Origin of the sequence: Halogranum amylolyticum (assembly GCF_900110465.1) — an archaeon.
Taxonomy (GTDB): domain Archaea; phylum Halobacteriota; class Halobacteria; order Halobacteriales; family Haloferacaceae; genus Halogranum; species Halogranum amylolyticum.
The window spans coordinates 234233-251675 of record NZ_FODV01000002.1; the positions used below are offsets into that span (position 1 = coordinate 234233).

A 17443-nucleotide genomic window follows, 5' to 3' on the forward strand; every position below is an offset into this window, starting at 1 on the left:
TCCCCTCGCGAGCACCGTCTCCGAACCCGGCGTAGGTTTATCGTGTCTGATTCGGTAACGTTGAGTATGGTGGACGATGACACGGAGCTCGAAGCACGACTCGAGGAACAGGAGACGTTCGACCCCTCCGAGGAGTTCGTCGCGCAGGCGAACGTCACCGACGAGGGGATCTACGAGGAGTTCGAGGAGAACTGGCCGGAGTGTTGGGATCGCGCTGGGAAACTCCTCGACTGGGACACCCGGTACGACGAGATCCTCGACGACTCGAACCCGCCGTTCTACGAGTGGTTCGCCGACGGGACGCTGAACGCGGCGTACAACTGCGTCGACCGCCACGTCGAGAACGGCGACAAGAACCGCGTGGCGATCAAGTGGGAGGGAGAACTCGGCGACACGCGCACGTACACGTATCAGGACCTCTATCGCGAGGTGAACGAGTTCGCGGCGGCGCTCCGCGACCTCGGCGTCGAGGAGGACGACGTCGTCACGCTGTACATGCCGATGGTACCGGAGTTACCCATCGCCATGCTGGCGTGTGCGCGTATCGGTGCGCCCCACTCGGTGGTGTTCGCGGGGTTCTCCGCGGAGGCGCTCGGGACCCGGATGCGGTCTGCGGACTCGGAGTATCTCGTCACCTGTGACGGCTACTACCGCCGCGGCGACGCGCTCGATCACCTCGCGAAAGCCAACGAGGGGCTGGAGAGTCTCGACCACGACGTCGAGACGGTCGTCGTCGACCGCCTCGGCGACGCGGGTCACGGCCACGGGCTAACAGAGAACCAACACGACTACGCCGAACTCGTCGCCGAACAGAGCGGCAACCGCGTCGACCCCGTCGAACGCGGCGCGGAAGACATGCTGTTCCTGATGTACACCTCGGGGACCACCGGTCAACCGAAGGGGGTCAAACACACCACCGGCGGCTATCTCGCCTACGCGGCGTGGACCACCCACGCCGTCCTCGACGTGAAACCGCGAGACACCTACTGGTGTGCGGCCGACATCGGCTGGATTACAGGCCACTCCTACATCGTCTACGGACCGCTCGCGCTCGGGACAACGACGCTGATGTACGAAGGGACGCCTGACTACCCGGAGCGCGACCGCCTCTGGGAACTCGTCGAGAAGTACAGCGTCGACATCTTCTACACCGCGCCGACGGCGATCCGCGCGTTCATGAAGTGGGGGAGCAAGTTCCCCGAGCGACGTGACCTGTCCTCGCTGCGCCTGCTCGGCACTGTGGGCGAACCGATCAACCCGCGGGCGTGGAAGTGGTACTACCGCCACATCGGCGAGGAGGAGTGCCCCATCGTCGACACGTGGTGGCAGACCGAGACCGGCGGGATGATGATCACGACGTTGCCGGGCGTCGGCACGATGAAACCGGGGTCGGCGGGGCCGCCGCTCCCCGGTATCGACGCGACGGTCGTCGACACGAAGGGCGAACCCGTCGAGGCGGGCCGAGCAGGCTATCTCACGGTCGACGAACCGTGGCCGGGGATGCTCCGGACGCTCTACAACAACGACGAACGATTCATCGACGAGTACTGGCGGGAGTACTCGGACGTCGACAGCGACGACCCCGACGACTGGGTGTACTTCCCCGAGGACGGCGCGAAGATCGACGAAGACGGCTACATCACCATCCTCGGCCGCGTCGACGACGTACTCAACGTCTCCGGTCACCGACTGGGGACGATGGAGATCGAGTCGGCGATCGTCGGCGTCGAGGGCGTCGCCGAGGCCGCCGTCGTCGGCGGCGAGCACGACGTGAAGGGCGAGGCCGTCTACGCCTACGTCATCCTCGAGGACGGCTACGACGACGACGAGGAGATGCGCGAGCGCATCGTCGCGGGCGTCGAAGACGCCATCGGCCCGATCGCTCGCCCCGAACAGGTTATCTTCACCCCCGAACTCCCCAAGACGCGCTCGGGGAAGATCATGCGTCGCCTGCTCGAAGAGATCGCCAACGGCGAGGAGGAACTCGGCGACACCACGACGCTGCGGAACCCCGACGTCGTCGAGGAGATCCAGCGGAAAGCCCAGCGGTAGCACGAACGGTCGTCTCGCACCGAGTCGCGTCTACGTTCGCTCGTCGACGTCGGTCGGTCGCGACCTCGCTTTTCGCCCGCCGTCGGTGACCGTCTGCGGTTCGTCGTCGAACCGGCGGACGGTCTGGGCGAGTCGATCGAGGTCGTAGCTGTCGTCGCCGACGCGCGTCGAAAGCGCCGCGAGGCCACAGGAGACGCCCGCCGCGGCGAGGAAGGAGACGAAGAAGGAGGGGGCGGGGAGCCCCACCGTCGGCAGCGCGGCCCGCGCGGGCGGGAAGAAAGCCAGTCCGACGGCGAGTCCCAGCGCACTCGCGGCGAGGACGCCGAGACTCCCGGCCCGCTCCGAGTAGAGACCGAGCAGCAGCGGGCCGAACGTCGCCGCCGCCAGGAGGTCTGCGAGGAGGAACAGCGTCAGCACGCTGTACCCCTGTGCGCCGACGAAGATGGCCACGGCGGCGACGACGCCGGTGAACAGGCGAGCGACCGCAGTCAGCCGGTCGGTCGGGACGTTGACCAGTCGGGGGAGGTCGGCGGTAACGACGCTCGCGATGGCGTTGAACAGCGTGTCCGCGCTGCTGGTCACGAGCAACAGCGCCAGCAGAGCGAACACCAGCGTCGCCCACGCGGGCAGGGCGCGCTCGACGACCAGGAAGAGCGCCACGCTGGCGTCGGCGGGATCGGCGACGAGCCCGCGACCCGCCGCGACCGGGCCGAACAGGCCGACGAGAAGCACCATCGGGACGACGCAGACGGCGGCCAGTCGGAACGACCGGGCCACCGTCCGGTCGTCGCGGCCGGCGTAGACGCGCTGCCACCACGCCTGGTTCAGCAGTTCCGCACCGAGGATCGCGACGGCGACGTACGCTCCGAACTCCAGCCCCGGGAGATAGCCGAGCGAGAGCAGCTCGGGTCGGGTGGCCGCGACCGACGTCGCCGCCGCGGTCGGCCCGCCGAGTGCGTCGAGCGCGACGGCGACGCCCACGAACAGAAGCGGGAGGACGACGAGCGTCTGCAGTCGGTCGGTCATCATGCTCGCTCGGAGGCCGCCGTAGGCCGTGTACGAAAGCACCGTCACGCCGACCAGCGTCGCGGTCTGCCACCCCGGGACGCCGGCGAGCCGTTCCATCACGAGCGCGATGCCGGTGAACTCGGCGGCGAGAAACACGCTCATGTAGGCGACGGAGACGACGAGGACGTAGACGTACATCACGCGGCCGTAGCGGGCGTGGGCGTACTCCGTCAGCGAGTGGCCCTCGGGGATGAGTTGTCGGATGCGCGGACCGAGCCACGAGTAGCAGGCCAACGGGAGCGCCGACCCGACCGCGTAGCCGACGACGGCCGTGACGCCGCCGAAGGCGGCCCCGGCCTCTGCGGGGCTGAACAGGATCCACGCGCCCATGCTGGAGGCGACGACGGTCGCCGTCAGCGTCGGGGTCCCCGCGGAGTCCCGCGCCGAAATGAAGTCTTCGACGGAGTCGATTCGTCCACGGGCGTGCCACGCGCCCAGTGCTGCGAAGCCGAAGAGCGTGACGAGCACGACGCCGAGAATGGCGGACTGCCCGTTCACGGTCGGGTCCTCCTGTCGGTCATCTCTACCCGTGGACAGCGTCTCTGTCGAGATATATCTTTGTGATACTACTCGGTGGTTAGCCGGTGAACCACTCGTCGAGACACGACTGGCCACACAGGTAGTGGCGTTCGCCGTCGTTTCCGGAGCGCCCCGTCAACGTCACGAGGAGGTGTCGCTCCCGGAGCTCCAACTCTGCTCCGCAGTGACTGCAGTCGCCGCGTCGCTCGACGTCGACGTCCCAGCGTCGGTGTGAGGCGACGCGTTCGACGGTCGTCTCTCCCTCGTAGTCCCGCGGCGTCCGTCCGACGTACTTCGAGAGCTCCATACGCGACGATTCGGGCGGAACCTCATGTCGTTTCCTGGGGAGCAGTATATAGAGATATTGTCCCAGTCCGGAACACGACGAGCGACGGGGCGCTCCCGAGTAGGATGTCGTCTACCGATTGACGTGTACTTTGCCACCATCCCGCAACCTATATCACGAACCTTCATTGAGAAATGCGTATGGAGAAACCGCTCCTCACGACGGAGTTCCTCGACAGGGCTCGACGACACTACGGTGACGAAGAGGCGGTGCTCGCGACGACGGGTGAACGATACACGTACGACGAACTCGGCGAGCGAGTCGACGGCTTCTCGGCGGCCCTCCAGGCACGCGGTGTCGAGAAGGGCGACCGTGTGGCCGTGTTGGACCCGAACACGCACTACCATCTCGAGGCGGCGTACGGGTCGATGCAGATCGGAGCCATCCACACGCCGCTGAACTATCGACTGGTGGCCACCGACTTCGAGTACATGCTGAACGACGCCAGAGTGAAGGCGATCTACGCCGACGCCAAGTTCGCCGACAAGATACAGGAGATCCGTGACGACGTGCCGACGGAGGTGTTCATCACGGACGACGTCGACGCTGTGGAAGGCGAGTGGGAGTCGTTCGACGACCTCGTCGCCGAGTCGACCGACTACGACCGTCCCGAAATGGACGAGGACGAGGTCATCACCATCAACTACACCTCGGGGACGACCGGCGACCCGAAGGGCGTCTGTCGGACCCACCGAACGGAGTCGCTGCACGCGTACCTCATCAGCATCCACCACGAGATCAGGGACGACGACGTCTACCTGTGGACGCTCCCGATGTTCCACGTCAACGGCTGGGGTCACATCTACGCGATCACGGGAGCGGGCGCGCGACACGTCTGCACCCGCGGCATCGACGCGGGGGAGATCTTCGACCGCGTCCAGAACGAGGGCGTCTCGTACTTCTGTGCCGCACCGACCGTGCTCAACATGCTCAAGGAGTACTACGAAGAGCACGACCCGGCGACGACGGGCGAGAACCCCGTGCGGGTTGCGACGGCCGGGGCCGCCCCGCCGGAGGCGAGCATCAGAGCCGTCGAGAACGAGTTCGGATGGTATCTCAAACACGTCTACGGTGCGACCGAGACGGGACCGCTCATCACCACCTCCGACGCGCGGCGGTTCTTCGACCAGGAGTCCGACGACCGCTTCGCCGTGAAGAAACAGCAGGGGATCGGCTACCTCGGGACGGAGGTGCGCGTCGTCGACGAGGACGGCAACGACGTCGAACCTGACGGGAAGACCATCGGCGAGATCGTCGTCCGCGGCAACCAGGTGATGGACGGCTACTGGGAGAAACCCGAGGAGACCGAGGAGGCGTTCAACGACCGGCTGGAGGGTTACTACCACATGGGTGATCTGGCCGCCGTCGACGAGAAGGGGTTCATCACCATCCAGGACCGCAAGAAGGACATCATCATCTCCGGGGGTGAGAACATCTCCAGCATCGAACTCGAGGACACGCTGTTCGAACACGACGCCGTCGCCGACGTCGCCGTCATCCCGGCTCCCTCCGACGAGTGGGGTGAGACGCCGAAAGCGTTCCTCGTCCCGGCCAACGGCGACCCGGACAACCCGGGCGTGACGAGCGAAGAGATCAGGGCGTTCTGCCGCGAGCGTATCGCCTCCTACAAGGTGCCCGGCGAGGTGGAGTTCGTCGCCCAGCTGCCGAAGACGGCGACCGGGAAGATCCAGAAGTACGAACTGCGCGAACAGGAGTGGGAGGACGAAGACCGGATGGTCGGCGAAGGCTAGCTCAGAACGGTCCGCGAACCGCCCGGACGACCGCGCCGAGTCGTCCGCGGATCCCCTCCTCGTTCTCGTCCTCATCGCCGATCCGGTCACCACGGTCGCGTGCGGTCGGGTCGGTCGGTGACGCCGATCGACCCTCCTCGCCGCTGGCGTCCGTGGTGTCGTCCTGTCTCGACACATCGGTCGTCGACGGCGCTTCGTCTTCGTCGCTCTCGTCGACGTCACGGGACCCGTCTTCGTCGCTCTCGCCGTTGGTCGTCTCTTCTTCGCTTCGAACGGTCGCTTCGGTCGACTCTGTCGCGTCCGTCTCGTCCATTGCGTCTGACTCGTCACCTCCTGCCGTCGAGTCGTCGTCCGACTCGTCCGTCGCATCTGACTCGTCACCTTCTGCCATCGAATCGTCGTCCGACTCGTCGCGTCCGGGGAACACGAACCCGTCGCGGTGCTTGGCCGTCTCCGCGCGGGCGCGGACGGCGTTGGAGGCGACCCGCCTCTCGTCGGGGACGGCGACGTCGCGGTCGTCGAGGCGACGCGCGATCGCTCGATACGCCTCGGCGGCGGGACTGCCCGGCGACTGTGCGACGACGGGGCGACCGACGTCCTGCGAGGCGGGGACGGCGTCGTCCTCCGGTACGTGGCCGAGCAGCGGGACGTCGAGGAACGTCGCGATGCGGTCGACCGGCGGAGAGGTCCCCGTCCCCGAACGGACGAACACCGCGCCGGCGACGGTGCCGCCGACGCGCTCGGTCAACTGTTTGGTCTTCTCGACGTCGCGGACGGAGGCGACCCGTGGCGAGGAGACGAGCACCGTCTCGGCGGCTAGCGCCAGCGGCAGCAGCGTCTCGTGGCTCAGTCCGGCGCCCGTGTCGAGCAACAAGACGTCGTACTGCCCGCGGAGCGTCGCGAGGACGTCGCCGATGCGGTCGACGTCGACGCCCGCGAACCCGTCGAGCGTGGTCCCGCTCGGGACGACGGCGAACCCGTCGTCGGCGTCGTAGACCGCCTCGTCGACCGACGCGTCGCCCGCGAGCACGTCGTGGAGCGTCGTGTCCGTCTCGGGGTCGACGTCGAGCGCGAGGAAGTCCGCGGTGTTCGCCATCGCGAGATCGAGTTCGACGACGGCCACCGAGCGTCCGGCGGCCGCCAGCGCCGCCCCGAGGTTGAGACTCGTCGTCGTCTTGCCGACGCCACCCTTCGCCCCTGCGACAGCGTAGACCGCTCCCCTGACCATGGCGATACTGTGACAGCATCCATATTAAAAATATCTGTAACATTGACGTGTTCGTGAGCAGAGAGGAGACATGGTACAGCAGTCGCCGTATCCGGCAAGTCTTTCACTCTCACCCTCATTGACGTTCGTGTATGACTGGCGTACGAGTCGCCGGAGTCGGCCTCACTCACTTCGGAAGTCACCCCGACCGGACCGGTCGGGACCTCTTCGCCGAGGCCTCACTCGCGGCACGCAAAGATGCGGACGTCCCCCGCGACCACATCGAACATCTGAACTACGGCAACTTCATGGGCGCACTCGCCGAGCGACAGGGCCACCAGGGTCCGCTCATGGCCGAGGCGGCCGGACTCGCCTGTCCTGGCACCCGCTACGAACAGGCGTGTGCCTCCGCGGGCGTCGCCGTCCGCGAGGCCGTCAAGAGCATCCGCTCGGGCGAGAACGACGTGATGCTCACCGGCGGGATGGAGCGAATGACCAACATGGACACCGACGGCGCGACCGAAGCGCTCGCCGTCGCCGCCGACGAACTTCACGAGGTCCGGTCGGGGATGACCTTCCCCGGTGCCTACGCGCTGATGGCACAGGCGTACTTCGAGGCGTTCGGCGGGTCGCGCGAGGATCTCGCGCACATCGCCGTCAAGAACCACCGGCACGCGCTCGACAACGAGTACGCGCAGTACCAGAAGGAGATCACCCTCGAGGACGCGCTGGACGCGCCGCCGGTCGCCTCGCCGCTCCACCTGTACGACGCCTGTCCTATCACCGACGGTGCGAGCGCGCTCGTGCTCGTCAGCGACGAGTACGCCGAGGAGCACGACCTCGACGCCCCCGTCTCGATCACCGGGACGGGACAAGGGGCGGACAAGATGGCGCTGCAGGACCGCGAGCATCTCGCACAGACGCCCGCCGCGACGCAAGCAGCCGACGAGGCCTACGACGACGCAGGCGTCGGTCCCCAGGACGTGGAAGTCGCGGAGGTCCACGACTGTTTCACCATCGCCGAGGTGATGGCGCTCGAGTCGCTCGGCTTCTACGACCCCGGCGAAGCGATCGGTGCCGCCCGCCGCGGTGAGACGACCATCGACGGCGACCGACCGATCAACCTCTCGGGGGGGCTGAAGGCGAAAGGTCACCCCGTCGGCGCGACCGGCGGCAGCCAACTGGTCGAGATGACGCGCCTCCTCCGCGGCGACCACCCGAACAGCGACGCCGTCTCGGATGCGGAAGTCGGCCTCACCCACAACGCGGGTGGCACCGTCGCGAGTGCAGTCGTTCATGTTTTGGAGGTGACCCGATGACCGACGCCGGCTACGACGAGTGGCTGGACGCGCTCGAGGACGGCGAGGGCTACTATCTCGCCTGTGAGCAGGGTCACGGATCGCTCCCGCCGCGGCGGGTCTGTCCGCACTGCGGGTCCCCCGAGCTCTCGGAGGAACCGCTCCCCGAGACGGGGACCGTCGAGACGTTCACCGTCGTCCACGTCCCCGCACCGGACTTCAGTGACCAGGCACCCTACGCGACGGTCGTCGCCGACTTCGGAGACGTCCGCCTGACGGGCGTCGTCGGTGGCGACGTCGTCGACGACGTGGAAGTCGGAACGACGGTCGAACCCGGCGCCACCGTCAACCCGACGAGCGAGAACCGGATGGTTCGGTTCCGTCTCCGCTGAGCGACGGCGTACGTGTCGGACGGCGACCCTCGTGACGCGACGTGAGAGATCGACGCGCTACGACGTGTCGGTGTCGGCCGTCAGCTCCTGTCGGAGCGTCTCGACGAACGCCTCGGCGTGTTCGACGTGCGGGAGGAGCTTCGCGTCGTCGAAGACGACCAGGCGGGCGTCGGCCTCGTCGGCCAGGTCGCGTCCGTCCGAGAGCGGCGTGATGTCGGCCTCGCGCCCCCAGACGAGCGTGACCGGGACGTCCAGTTCGCGGAGCGTCGCCGCGAGGTCGACCTCGGAGTTGAGATAGCCGCTGACGAACGACGCCGGGGCGAACCGCGCGTTCCGCTGGTGGCTCGTCCGCCACTCGTAGTCGGTCCACTCGTCGCCCGCCGCGGAGGGGTCGTAGTAGCCGTGGTCGGCGTTGAAGTACCGGATCGCCGGCTTCGACGTCAGCACGTTGAACGTCGTCTCGCCGACGAGCGGCGCACGCAGCAGTTCTCGGACCGCCTGTTTCTGTTCGGGACCGGCCGTCGCCGTCGGACAGACGAACACGAGTCGCGAGACGTCGGACTCGTCGGCGACGGCGGTGACGTAGGCTGCGGTCAGCGACGACGCCACGACCAACGGGTCGTCGAACTCGCCGACGAAGTCGGCGACGAAGTCCTCGTAGAGCGCTGCCGAGTACCGCAGCGGCGGGCGGTCCGACCGACCGAACCCGGGGAGGTCGGGCGCGACGACGTGGTAGTCCTCGGCGAGATTGGAGAAGATCTCGCGGAACTCACCGCCGGACCCGGCGGCGTTGATGCCGTGCAGGAGAACGAGGTCGGGGTTCTCCGGACTCCCCGCCTCCGTGTAGGCGACGTCCATCCCGCGCCAGCGGTAGGTCCGTTGGTCACCAGGCAGTGCAGGTTCGAGTTCGCCGGCCCGCTTTCTGAGCGTCCGGTTGACGACGGCGGTGGTCCCGACGCCGACGGCGGCGACGCCGAGTGCGCGACTGAGCTTCATACCCTCTCTGTCGCTCGGGCCGAACTTATACCCTGACCCCGCCGTCGTCGCCGTCCAGCGAAAAGAGTTATACCGACCTACTCTCGACGCTCCTCGACGCAGTCGGCGATGGGTTCGATCAGTTCGTCGGCGACGGTGTAGGGGTCCGTCTCGCGGTCGTAGATCGCCGCGGCGTACGCTTCGATTCCCCCTCGCCGGTCGAGTTCCCCCTCCAGCAGGTGGGCGGTGTCCTCGCGCAGGAGTTGGCGAATCTCCTCGGCGTAGCGCATCCGCGCTTTCGCCGCCAGCCGACCCGTCTCCTCGAGGTACGTTCGGTGTTCAGCTAGTAGATCGACGAGCCCGTCGATCCCCTCACCGTCCTTGGCGACGGTCTTGACTACCTCTGGGGTCCACCGTTCCTCGCTCTCGTCGTCCGCCCCGCTCTCGTCGCCCCCGTCGTCGCCCGACGGCAGCTCCGGTTCCTCGAACCCGTGGTGGCCGAGATCGAGGTTCGCCGTCGGGTCGTTTCGCATGTGGATCATCTCCTCCAGTTCGGCGACGGTGCGGTCGGCGCTCGGCATGTCGGCCTTGTTGACGACGAAGACGTCGCCGATCTCCAGGATCCCCGCCTTCAGCATCTGGACGTCGTCGCCGCTGCCGGGTTGGACGAGCACGGTCACCGTGTCGGCCGTGCGGACGATGTCTACCTCGTTCTGTCCCGCGCCGACCGTCTCGATGATGATCTTGTCCTTGCCGAAGGCGTCAAGCGCCTTCACCGCGTCCGACGTCGCCGTCGACAACCCCCCGAGCTGGCCGCGGGCGCTCATCGACCGGAAGAACACCTCCATGTCGCCGACGTTCGACGCCATCCGGATGCGGTCGCCGAGGACGGCCCCGCCGGTGAACGGCGAGGAGGGGTCGACCGCGATGACGCCGACAGTCAGTCCCTCGTCGCGGTAGGTCCGGGCGAGTTTGTCGACCAGCGTCGACTTGCCGGCTCCCGGACTGCCGGTGATGCCGATCACGTCGGCGTGGCCGGTGTGTTCGTGGAGCGCCGAGACGACGTCGCGGTAGCCCGGCGAGCGGTTCTCGATCTTCGTGATGACCCGTGCGAGCGCACGGTGTTTCCCGTCGAGGAGGTCGTCGACGAGATCGCTCTGTGCGGCGTGACTCATCGGATCAGTTCCGTTCAGGGACGTTCTCTCGCACGAACTCGATGGTCTCCTTCATCGGGGTCCCCGGCCCGAAGATCTCGGCGACGCCGAGTTCTCTCAGTTTCTTCTTGTCGTCGTCGGGGATGATGCCACCGACGATGATGAGTGTGTCCTCGAAGGCGTCGTACTCTTTCAGTCCCTCGATGACCTTCGGGACGAGCGTGTTGTGCGCGCCCGAGAGGATGGAGATGCCGAGGACGTCGACGTCCTCCTGAACCGTTGCTTGGACGATCTCGTCGGGCGCGCGGTGCAGCCCCGAGTAGATGACCTCGAACCCCGCATCGCGAAAGGCCCGAGCGATGACGTGTGCCCCGCGGTCGTGACCGTCCAGTCCTACCTTCGCGACGAGACACCGGATCGCTCGCTGTTCCTGATCTGCGCTCATACCTCCGTGGTTCGCCGTCGGTCGCTTTGATTCTAACGGATGTTCCTGAACGACCGTCCGGCGGCCGACGTCGCCAGTGGACACGGGCCGACCCCTCAGTCTCCCCACTCTCGGGGAAGTCGTGGTTTCAGATCGGTTACCTGTCGGGATTACCCTGCTGTTAGCGAGCTATCATATATCGGATCGACAGACACTCTGCTGTAATATCATGACTCGACACACAGATTCGGCGACAGACGGTGTGGACTCGGTCGGCCGGCGGTCGTTCCTCCGCGGTGCCACGGCGCTCGGCGTCGGACTCGCGGCGCTACCCGGTCTCTCCTCGTCGGCCGCGGCGGCCACGGACCGCTCCAGCTACCAGATGATGACCGGAACCAAGTACGAGACGACCGTCTACGTCTACGACTCGGGGCAGAGTGGACCGACGACGATGGTCGTCGGCGGAATCCACGGCGACGAGCGGGCCGGCTATCTCGCCGCCGACGAGATCGCCGAGTGGACCGTCGACTGCGGGAAGCTCGTCGTCGTCCCCCGCAGCAACGTGGTCGCCATCGCGAACGACAGCCGCTACGTCGACGGGACGGACCTGAACCGCGAGTTCCCGCCGCTCGGCGGCGACTGCACCCACCCGCTGGCGGAGGGGATCTGGAACAAGGTCGCCCGACACGACCCCGACTGGGTGTTCGACCTGCACTCGGCACGCGGTATCTACAAATCCGGCGACGGCAGCGTCGGACAGGCGCTGTTCCCGACGTGGACGTCACCCTCTCGTAGTTACGGGGAGAACGCTATCGCCGACCTCAACGACGAGTTCGGCCTCACGGGCGACATGGCCTACCTGATGGGTAACACCCTCGACGCCGACCGCGACATGCTCATGCATCGCGTCGCCGGTATGCTCGACCGCCCGGGCTACACCTGTGAGGTGACCGAGAAGGCGCCGCTCGAAGACGGGGTTCAGTGGCATCTCTACACGGTCGAACACGTGATGCGCCAGTACGGCCAGCACCGTGTCTCCGCCTCGTCGTCGCTCTCGACGGATCCGCCGTTCAGCGCGATGAACCTCACGCTCGACAACCCGTGGCAGCAGTACAGCCTCGGCGACCGCTCCGACGACCCGATCGTCATCGCCAAACCGCTCTCCATCGTCGGCGACGACCCGTGTCACCCGCGCCTCCGCCGCGTCGGCCACACGGAGTTCGAGGCGCGTATCGAGGAGTGGGCGAACGAGAACGGCAAGCACTACGACGAACAGACTGGCGCGTTCGCCATCGACCCCGGCAGCTACACGCTCGGAGACGGGATGCGGATGGAGGTCGGGACGGTACGGGCCGACACGGAGAAGACGGTCGTCCGGTTCGACGAGCAGTTCGACTACCAGCCGATCGTGCTCGCACAGACCCAAACGTACAACGACTCGACGCCGGTCGTCACCCGCATCCGCGGGCCGTGGACCGATTGGTTCGAGGTGTACCTCCAGATGGAGGAGTCGAAGACCGGACAGTCCCACGGCGAGGAACTCGTGGGCTGGATCGCCATCGAGCGCGGAACCGGCGTCATGAACGGAACGAACTTCGAGGCGAACGTCGAACGCGACGTCCGCAGTTCGTGGCACCACATCGACTTCGACCGGAGCTACGACGACCCCGTGTTCGTCGCCGGCATCCAGACGTTCAACGACAGAGAACCCTGTGGGCTCCGTTACAAGAACCTCACCTCGTCGGGCGTCGACGTGTTCGTCGAGGAGGAAGACAGCGCGGACCTCGACCGCACCCACGGCGAGGAAGAAGTAGGCTACCTCGTCTTCGAGGCGTGAGGCGGTCTCGGACTACTCGACGCCTCAGACCGCGTGAACCGGGACGTCCGTCCGCTTGAGGACGCGGTCGGTCGTACTACCGAGGAAGTGGCGATCCGGGTCGAGCAGCCCGCGTTTCCCCATGACGACGAGGTCGATTCCGTGTTCGTCGACGTACTCCAGTATCGCCTGGTCGGGGACTCCCGACGCGATGTCGGTGACGCAGTCGACGCCGGCGTCCTCCGCGTCGACGACGACGCGCTCTATCACCTCTTCGCCCCGCTTCCGGAGCAGCTGTTTGGTCTCGCCGATGTCGCCGGGCGTCGCGACGAACCCCATCTGGCCGGTGTCGACGACGTAGAGCACGTGAAGCGTCGCCCCGTGCGTCGCGGCGAGTTCGACTGCGTGGTCGGCGGCGCGCTTGGTTCCCTTCGTCCCGTCCGTCGGAAGCAGGATGTTCGTGTACATCCCTGAAACGTACGTGCCGTGACAAAATGACGTTTGCCACGGGGGAGGCCGGGAGACGCTCAGACGTGTTCTTCGAGGAAGTCGACGATCTCGGTGTACGCCTGCACGCGGTTCTCGAGCTTCGAGAAGCCGTGCCCCTCGTCGTCGAAGATCAGTTTGCGGACCGGCACGCCCTGCTCGCGGGCCTCCTCGACGATCTGTTCGGCCTCGCCGACCGGGACGCGCGGGTCGTTCTCGCCGTGGAGCACGAACAGCGGCGCCTCGATGGCGTCGATGTTATTGATCGGCGAGATCGACTCGAGGAACTCGCGGTCGTCCTCCAGACTCCCGTACTCCGCCTCGCGGAGTTCGCGCCGCCAGTCGCCGGTGTTCTCGAGGAACGTGACGAAGTTGGCGATGCCGACGATGTCGACACCGGCGGCCCACAGTTCCGGATACTCGGTGAGCGCGGCGAGCACCATGAACCCGCCGTAGGAGCCGCCCATCGCGACGATGCGGTCGGAGTCGACGGCCGGGTGGTCGTGGAGCCACTCGACGGCTGCTTCGATATCCTTCACCGAGTCCATCCGGTTCTCGACGTCGTCGAGGTGGCCGTAGGCCTTCCCGTAGCCCGCCGACCCGCGGACGTTCGGTTCGAAGACGGCGTAGCCGTTCTGGACGAGGTACTGTTTGACGCCGCTGAAGGAGGGGCGACGCTGCGACTCGGGGCCGCCGTGGATGTCGACGATGACGGGCGTCTCACCGTGGCCGGTGTCGGTCGCCGGCAGCGTGAAGAACGCCGGGATCTGTCGGTCGTCGAACGTCGGGTAGTGGACGAGCTCCGGCTCGACGAACGTCTCGCGGGGGATGCCCGCCGTTGCCGCCCGCGTCCACCGTTGGACCTCGCCGGTCTCCATCGCGATCACGTAGACGTTGGTGTTGTCGGCGCTCCCCGTCACCGTGAGCGCGAACCGCTCGGCGTCGGGGCCGAAACTGACGCCGCCGGCAACGCCCTCGGGGAGCTCCGGCTGCGGGAACGTCTCGACGGTGTCGGGGTCCGTGAGCGTCCCCGTCGTCAGTTCGGTGTAGCCGTCGACGTTCTGCGAGTAGACCAGTCGGCCGGTGTCGTGGTCGATGGCGACGCCGTCGAGCTCCCAGTCGCCGCCCTCCTCGACGGTTGTGAGTTCCCGCGTCTCGACGTGCAGGCGGGCGAGGTAGAGCGTGTCCGCACCGTCGTCGGTGACGAGATACAGGTTCTCTCCCTTCGGCCCCCACGTGACGCTCTGGTAGCGGATCGTGTCTTCGTGGGGCGTGAGGTGAGTCAACTCACCGGAGTCGATGTCGAGGACGTAGACGTCCTGATCGAAGTTCGAGTACGCCTCGGTGACGACGAGGCGGCTGTCGTCCGGGCTCCAGCCGCCGACGTTGAGCCAGCCGTCGCCCTCGTAGACGAGTTCGGCGTCGTTGCCGACGGCGTCGCGGGCCTGCACGTAGACGTCGAACACCGAGTTGTCGCGGCGGTTGGAGGTGAACGCGAACCGCTCGCCGTCGTGACTCCATCCGCCCCACCAGTGTTTGGCGTCGGGTCGCTGCGTCAGGTTCGTGATCTCGCCCGTGTCGGGACCGAGCAGGTAGAGCTGGTCGCGTTCGTTGCCGCCCTCGTCCATCCCGAAGGCGAGTTCGCGTCGTTCGGGCGACCACGACCCGAAGGTGACTCGCTCGTCGTAGAACGTGTGTTGGTCGGGCCACTCGCCCGGGCCGCCGACGCTCCACACTTGCGAGGTGCCCGTCGTGTCCATCAGGAACGAGAGCGTCTCGCCGCTCGGCGAGAAGGAGGCGCCGTAGGCGCTGCGGATGTTGAGATAGCGTTCGATGTCGTACATGACCCGGGCTTCCACCGCAGGGGACAAACGGTTTTGGGTGGTGTCCCGTCTCGGCGACGCCGGTCTCTCCGCGTCGACGTCACACGAGAGATCCGGCGACGATCTGTAGGAAGACCAGTCAGTTCGGAAAGACGTGGGTTTTATCGTGCGACACGAACGGCGGACTATGCGAGTCGCGTTCGTTGCGATGGTCACGGCGTATCACGAGGAGACGCCGGCGACGCTGCGGACGCGACGGATCGCCCGCCACCTCGCCGCGCGAGGCCACGACGTCACCGTGCTCTGTGCGCGCTGGTGGGACGGCGACGTCCGGGAATTCGAACATCTCGTACCGCGCGGTCACCGCTGACCCGTCGGCAAAGGCGTTCGCCTCGAAACTCCCGCTCGCGCTGCGACGTCTCTCACCCGACGTCGTTCACGCGGCCGTCACACCGCCGTCGGCCGTCATCGCCACGACGACCACTGCTCGCCTGCTCCGGGTCCCGGTCGTCGTCGACTGGTGGGGCGAGGGTACCGGGTCGGCGTCGAACTACTGCCGCGCCGCCACGAAGGCCGACGCGGTCGTCACACCCTCGGAGACCGTCCGGACGCAGGTCCGCGAGTATGGGGCCGCCGCGGACGACGTCCGGGTGATCCCCGAGAGCGTCGATCTGTCGCTCGTCCGGGAGGCACCGGTCGACGAGCGAGCCGACGTCGTCTACGCGCGAGAACTCGACGAGGCGGCCAACGTCGAGGGGTTCCTGCTCGCGCTGGCCGAGTTGCGGGACCGCGACTGGCGCGCGGCCGTCGTCGGCGACGGCCCCGAACGCGACCGGGCGGAGCGGACCGCTCGCGACCTCCGCATCGCCGACCGCGTCGACTTCCTCGGTCACCTGCCGCTCGAGGATCGCGTCTCGGTGTTGAAAGGCGCCCACGTGTTCGCCCAGACTGCGACCCGCGAGGCGTTCCCGACGAACCTCCTGTGGGGACTCGCCGCCGGCTGCGTCGGCATCGTCGAGTACCAGGCGGGGTCGAGCGCCCACGAACTCGTCGAGGGGCGCGAGCGCGGCACGCTCGTCACGAACCCCCAGGAACTGGCCGACGAGATCGTCGCCGCCGGCGAGTTGGAGCGGCAGACGTACGACGACTCGTTCGCCGCCTTCGACCACCGCGAGGTGCTCGAACGGTATCTCGACTGCTATCGCGACGTCGTCGACGGCTACGGCTTCTTCTAGGACCGACCGGCGACAAGACGGCGAGCGTGGCACTCGACGTCCGACGAGAGAACCGAGAGGAAAGAGAGAGCGAGGGTTGCCGACTACTGCGTACTACTGTTCGGTACCGTAGTCGCCGCCGTACTTCATGAAGAAGTACGCCAGCCCGAGCGTCGCAACCATCGAGAACGACGTCGCGACGCCGAGGGACTTCGCGCTGTCGGGCACGGTCGGGACGCTCGACCCGCCGCCGCCACCACCGCCGCCACCGCCGCCGGCGTCCGGGGTCACGCTGATCGTCCCGGTCATCCCGGCGCTCTCGTGCGGCGAACAGTAGTACTCGTAGGTCCCCTCCGTCTCGAAGGTGTAGGAGTACTCGTGACCCGTGTCGTAGGTCTTGCTGTCGCCGCCTTCGCTTCCCTTCCAGGAAGCACCCTCCGGAACCGACGAGGGGACGACGTTGTGGTTGTCCGACTCCCAGACCCACGTGATCGTCGAACCGGGCGTGACTTCGACCTCCGCGGGGTCGAAGACGAGTTCGCCCTCCGGTCCGACGGTAACCGTCTTCGACATGCCGCCGCCGCCACCGCCGCCGCCGGACTCGTTGCCCGACGATTCGTTACCCGACGACTCGTTGCCGGCGGTCTCGTTACCTGCAGACGCGTTGCCGGACGACTCGTTGCCGGCCGCCGTCGTGGTGGCGTTATCGCCGCTCGCAGTCGTCGTCTCGTTCCCCGTCGCGGTCCCGTTGCCCTCTTGCTGGGCGGCCGCAGTGCCCGCCGCCGCCACTGCGGTCCCCGCTGCCGTCAGGAAGGCACGCCGCGAGAGATCTGCGTTGCCGTCGGTCATTGTCGGCCGTTGGGAGTCGTCCATAGTGAATACTTTGGTTCCGCCCGCGCTCACGTCTCAACGGTGTGA

Annotated in this window: 14 protein-coding genes and 1 pseudogene; 6 read left to right on the forward strand and 9 right to left on the reverse strand. The window is 67.1% G+C overall.

Going from position 1 to position 17443, the window contains the following annotated elements; all coding sequences use genetic code 11:
* Positions 1–66 precede the first annotated feature (66 nt).
* Positions 67–2052 carry an acetate--CoA ligase gene (gene acs, locus BSG17_RS04370; protein WP_089821417.1) on the forward strand — a complete coding sequence of 662 codons (1986 nt, stop codon included), beginning with the start codon at positions 67–69 and terminating at the stop codon, positions 2050–2052.
* A gap of 30 nt (positions 2053–2082) precedes the next feature.
* Here the strand turns inward: acs and BSG17_RS04375 are convergent, their stop codons facing one another.
* The gene (locus tag BSG17_RS04375) at positions 2083–3618 is read right to left on the reverse strand and encodes a sodium:solute symporter family transporter (protein WP_089821419.1); all 1536 of its coding nucleotides are present in this window, start codon (positions 3616–3618) and stop codon (positions 2083–2085) included.
* A gap of 79 nt (positions 3619–3697) precedes the next feature.
* Positions 3698–3946, reverse strand: coding sequence for a DUF7576 family protein (locus BSG17_RS04380; protein WP_089821421.1), 249 nt, complete (start codon positions 3944–3946; stop codon positions 3698–3700).
* Positions 3947–4125: 179 nt separating this feature from the next.
* Here BSG17_RS04380 and BSG17_RS04385 point away from each other — a divergent pair, with 179 nt between their 5' ends.
* On the forward strand, positions 4126–5736 hold the full coding sequence (locus tag BSG17_RS04385) for a long-chain-fatty-acid--CoA ligase (RefSeq protein WP_089821422.1): 1611 nt from the start codon (positions 4126–4128) through the stop codon (positions 5734–5736).
* A 1-nt stretch (position 5737) separates the two neighbouring features.
* Here BSG17_RS04385 and BSG17_RS04390 read toward each other — a convergent pair whose 3' ends face one another.
* On the reverse strand, positions 5738–6964 hold the full coding sequence (locus BSG17_RS04390; protein ID WP_089821424.1) for a nucleotide-binding protein: 1227 nt from the start codon (positions 6962–6964) through the stop codon (positions 5738–5740).
* A gap of 131 nt (positions 6965–7095) precedes the next feature.
* Here BSG17_RS04390 and BSG17_RS04395 point away from each other — a divergent pair, with 131 nt between their 5' ends.
* Together BSG17_RS04395 and BSG17_RS04400 are read left to right on the forward strand one after the other, a co-directional pair.
* Complete coding sequence (locus BSG17_RS04395; protein ID WP_089821426.1) at positions 7096–8262, forward strand: thiolase domain-containing protein; 1167 nt, start codon at positions 7096–7098, stop codon at positions 8260–8262.
* Positions 8259–8633, forward strand: coding sequence for a Zn-ribbon domain-containing OB-fold protein (locus BSG17_RS04400; RefSeq protein WP_089821428.1), 375 nt, complete (start codon positions 8259–8261; stop codon positions 8631–8633). The genes BSG17_RS04395 and BSG17_RS04400 overlap by 4 nt, the downstream gene beginning before the upstream one ends.
* A 57-nt stretch (positions 8634–8690) precedes the next feature.
* Here the strand turns inward: BSG17_RS04400 and BSG17_RS04405 are convergent, their stop codons facing one another.
* The 3 genes from BSG17_RS04405 to BSG17_RS04415 form a co-directional block, all read right to left on the reverse strand.
* Entirely contained in the window at positions 8691–9629 is a 939-nt protein-coding gene (locus BSG17_RS04405; protein WP_089821430.1) for an alpha/beta fold hydrolase, read from the reverse strand.
* Positions 9630–9706: 77 nt separating this feature from the next.
* Positions 9707–10783, reverse strand: a complete 1077-nt coding sequence (gene meaB / locus BSG17_RS04410) for a methylmalonyl Co-A mutase-associated GTPase MeaB (RefSeq protein ID WP_089821432.1) — start codon at positions 10781–10783, stop codon at positions 9707–9709.
* Positions 10784–10787: 4 nt separating this feature from the next.
* Positions 10788–11207 carry a cobalamin B12-binding domain-containing protein gene (locus tag BSG17_RS04415; protein WP_089821434.1) on the reverse strand — a complete coding sequence of 140 codons (420 nt, stop codon included), beginning with the start codon at positions 11205–11207 and terminating at the stop codon, positions 10788–10790.
* A 208-nt stretch (positions 11208–11415) separates the two neighbouring features.
* On the opposite strand from BSG17_RS04415, the gene BSG17_RS04420 reads away from it, so the two are divergent.
* Entirely contained in the window at positions 11416–13023 is a 1608-nt protein-coding gene (locus BSG17_RS04420) for a M14 family metallopeptidase (RefSeq protein ID WP_089821436.1), read from the forward strand.
* Between the two features lie 24 nt (positions 13024–13047).
* On the opposite strand, the gene BSG17_RS04425 is transcribed toward BSG17_RS04420, so the two are convergent.
* Both BSG17_RS04425 and BSG17_RS04430 read right to left on the reverse strand, forming a co-directional pair.
* Positions 13048–13470, reverse strand: a complete 423-nt coding sequence (locus BSG17_RS04425) for a universal stress protein (protein WP_089821438.1) — start codon at positions 13468–13470, stop codon at positions 13048–13050.
* Positions 13471–13529: 59 nt separating this feature from the next.
* Entirely contained in the window at positions 13530–15332 is a 1803-nt protein-coding gene (locus tag BSG17_RS04430) for a S9 family peptidase (protein WP_089821986.1), read from the reverse strand.
* Positions 15333–15498: 166 nt separating this feature from the next.
* Here BSG17_RS04430 and BSG17_RS04435 point away from each other — a divergent pair.
* Positions 15499–16546, forward strand: a pseudogene (locus BSG17_RS04435) (glycosyltransferase).
* Positions 16547–16639: 93 nt separating this feature from the next.
* On the opposite strand, the gene BSG17_RS04440 reads toward BSG17_RS04435, so the two are convergent.
* Complete coding sequence (locus tag BSG17_RS04440) at positions 16640–17374, reverse strand: plastocyanin/azurin family copper-binding protein (protein WP_089821440.1); 735 nt, start codon at positions 17372–17374, stop codon at positions 16640–16642.
* Positions 17375–17443: the final 69 nt, after the last annotated feature.

What these genes read in the sequence shown, in the direction of transcription:
- BSG17_RS04395 (WP_089821426.1), top strand. Translation starts at nt 7,096, where the DNA reads ATGACTGGCGTACGAGTCGCCGGAGTCGGCCTCACTCACTTCGGAAGT.
- BSG17_RS04425 (WP_089821438.1), bottom strand. Translation starts at nt 13,470, where the DNA reads ATGTACACGAACATCCTGCTTCCGACGGACGGGACGAAGGGAACCAAG.
- BSG17_RS04420 (WP_089821436.1), top strand. Translation starts at nt 11,416, where the DNA reads ATGACTCGACACACAGATTCGGCGACAGACGGTGTGGACTCGGTCGGC.
- BSG17_RS04405 (WP_089821430.1), bottom strand. Translation starts at nt 9,629, where the DNA reads ATGAAGCTCAGTCGCGCACTCGGCGTCGCCGCCGTCGGCGTCGGGACC.
- BSG17_RS04400 (WP_089821428.1), top strand. Translation starts at nt 8,259, where the DNA reads ATGACCGACGCCGGCTACGACGAGTGGCTGGACGCGCTCGAGGACGGC.
- BSG17_RS04415 (WP_089821434.1), bottom strand. Translation starts at nt 11,207, where the DNA reads ATGAGCGCAGATCAGGAACAGCGAGCGATCCGGTGTCTCGTCGCGAAG.
- acs (WP_089821417.1), top strand. Translation starts at nt 67, where the DNA reads ATGGTGGACGATGACACGGAGCTCGAAGCACGACTCGAGGAACAGGAG.
- BSG17_RS04380 (WP_089821421.1), bottom strand. Translation starts at nt 3,946, where the DNA reads ATGGAGCTCTCGAAGTACGTCGGACGGACGCCGCGGGACTACGAGGGA.
- BSG17_RS04430 (WP_089821986.1), bottom strand. Translation starts at nt 15,332, where the DNA reads ATGTACGACATCGAACGCTATCTCAACATCCGCAGCGCCTACGGCGCC.
- BSG17_RS04440 (WP_089821440.1), bottom strand. Translation starts at nt 17,374, where the DNA reads ATGACCGACGGCAACGCAGATCTCTCGCGGCGTGCCTTCCTGACGGCA.
- BSG17_RS04390 (WP_089821424.1), bottom strand. Translation starts at nt 6,964, where the DNA reads ATGGTCAGGGGAGCGGTCTACGCTGTCGCAGGGGCGAAGGGTGGCGTC.
- BSG17_RS04385 (WP_089821422.1), top strand. Translation starts at nt 4,126, where the DNA reads ATGGAGAAACCGCTCCTCACGACGGAGTTCCTCGACAGGGCTCGACGA.
- meaB (WP_089821432.1), bottom strand. Translation starts at nt 10,783, where the DNA reads ATGAGTCACGCCGCACAGAGCGATCTCGTCGACGACCTCCTCGACGGG.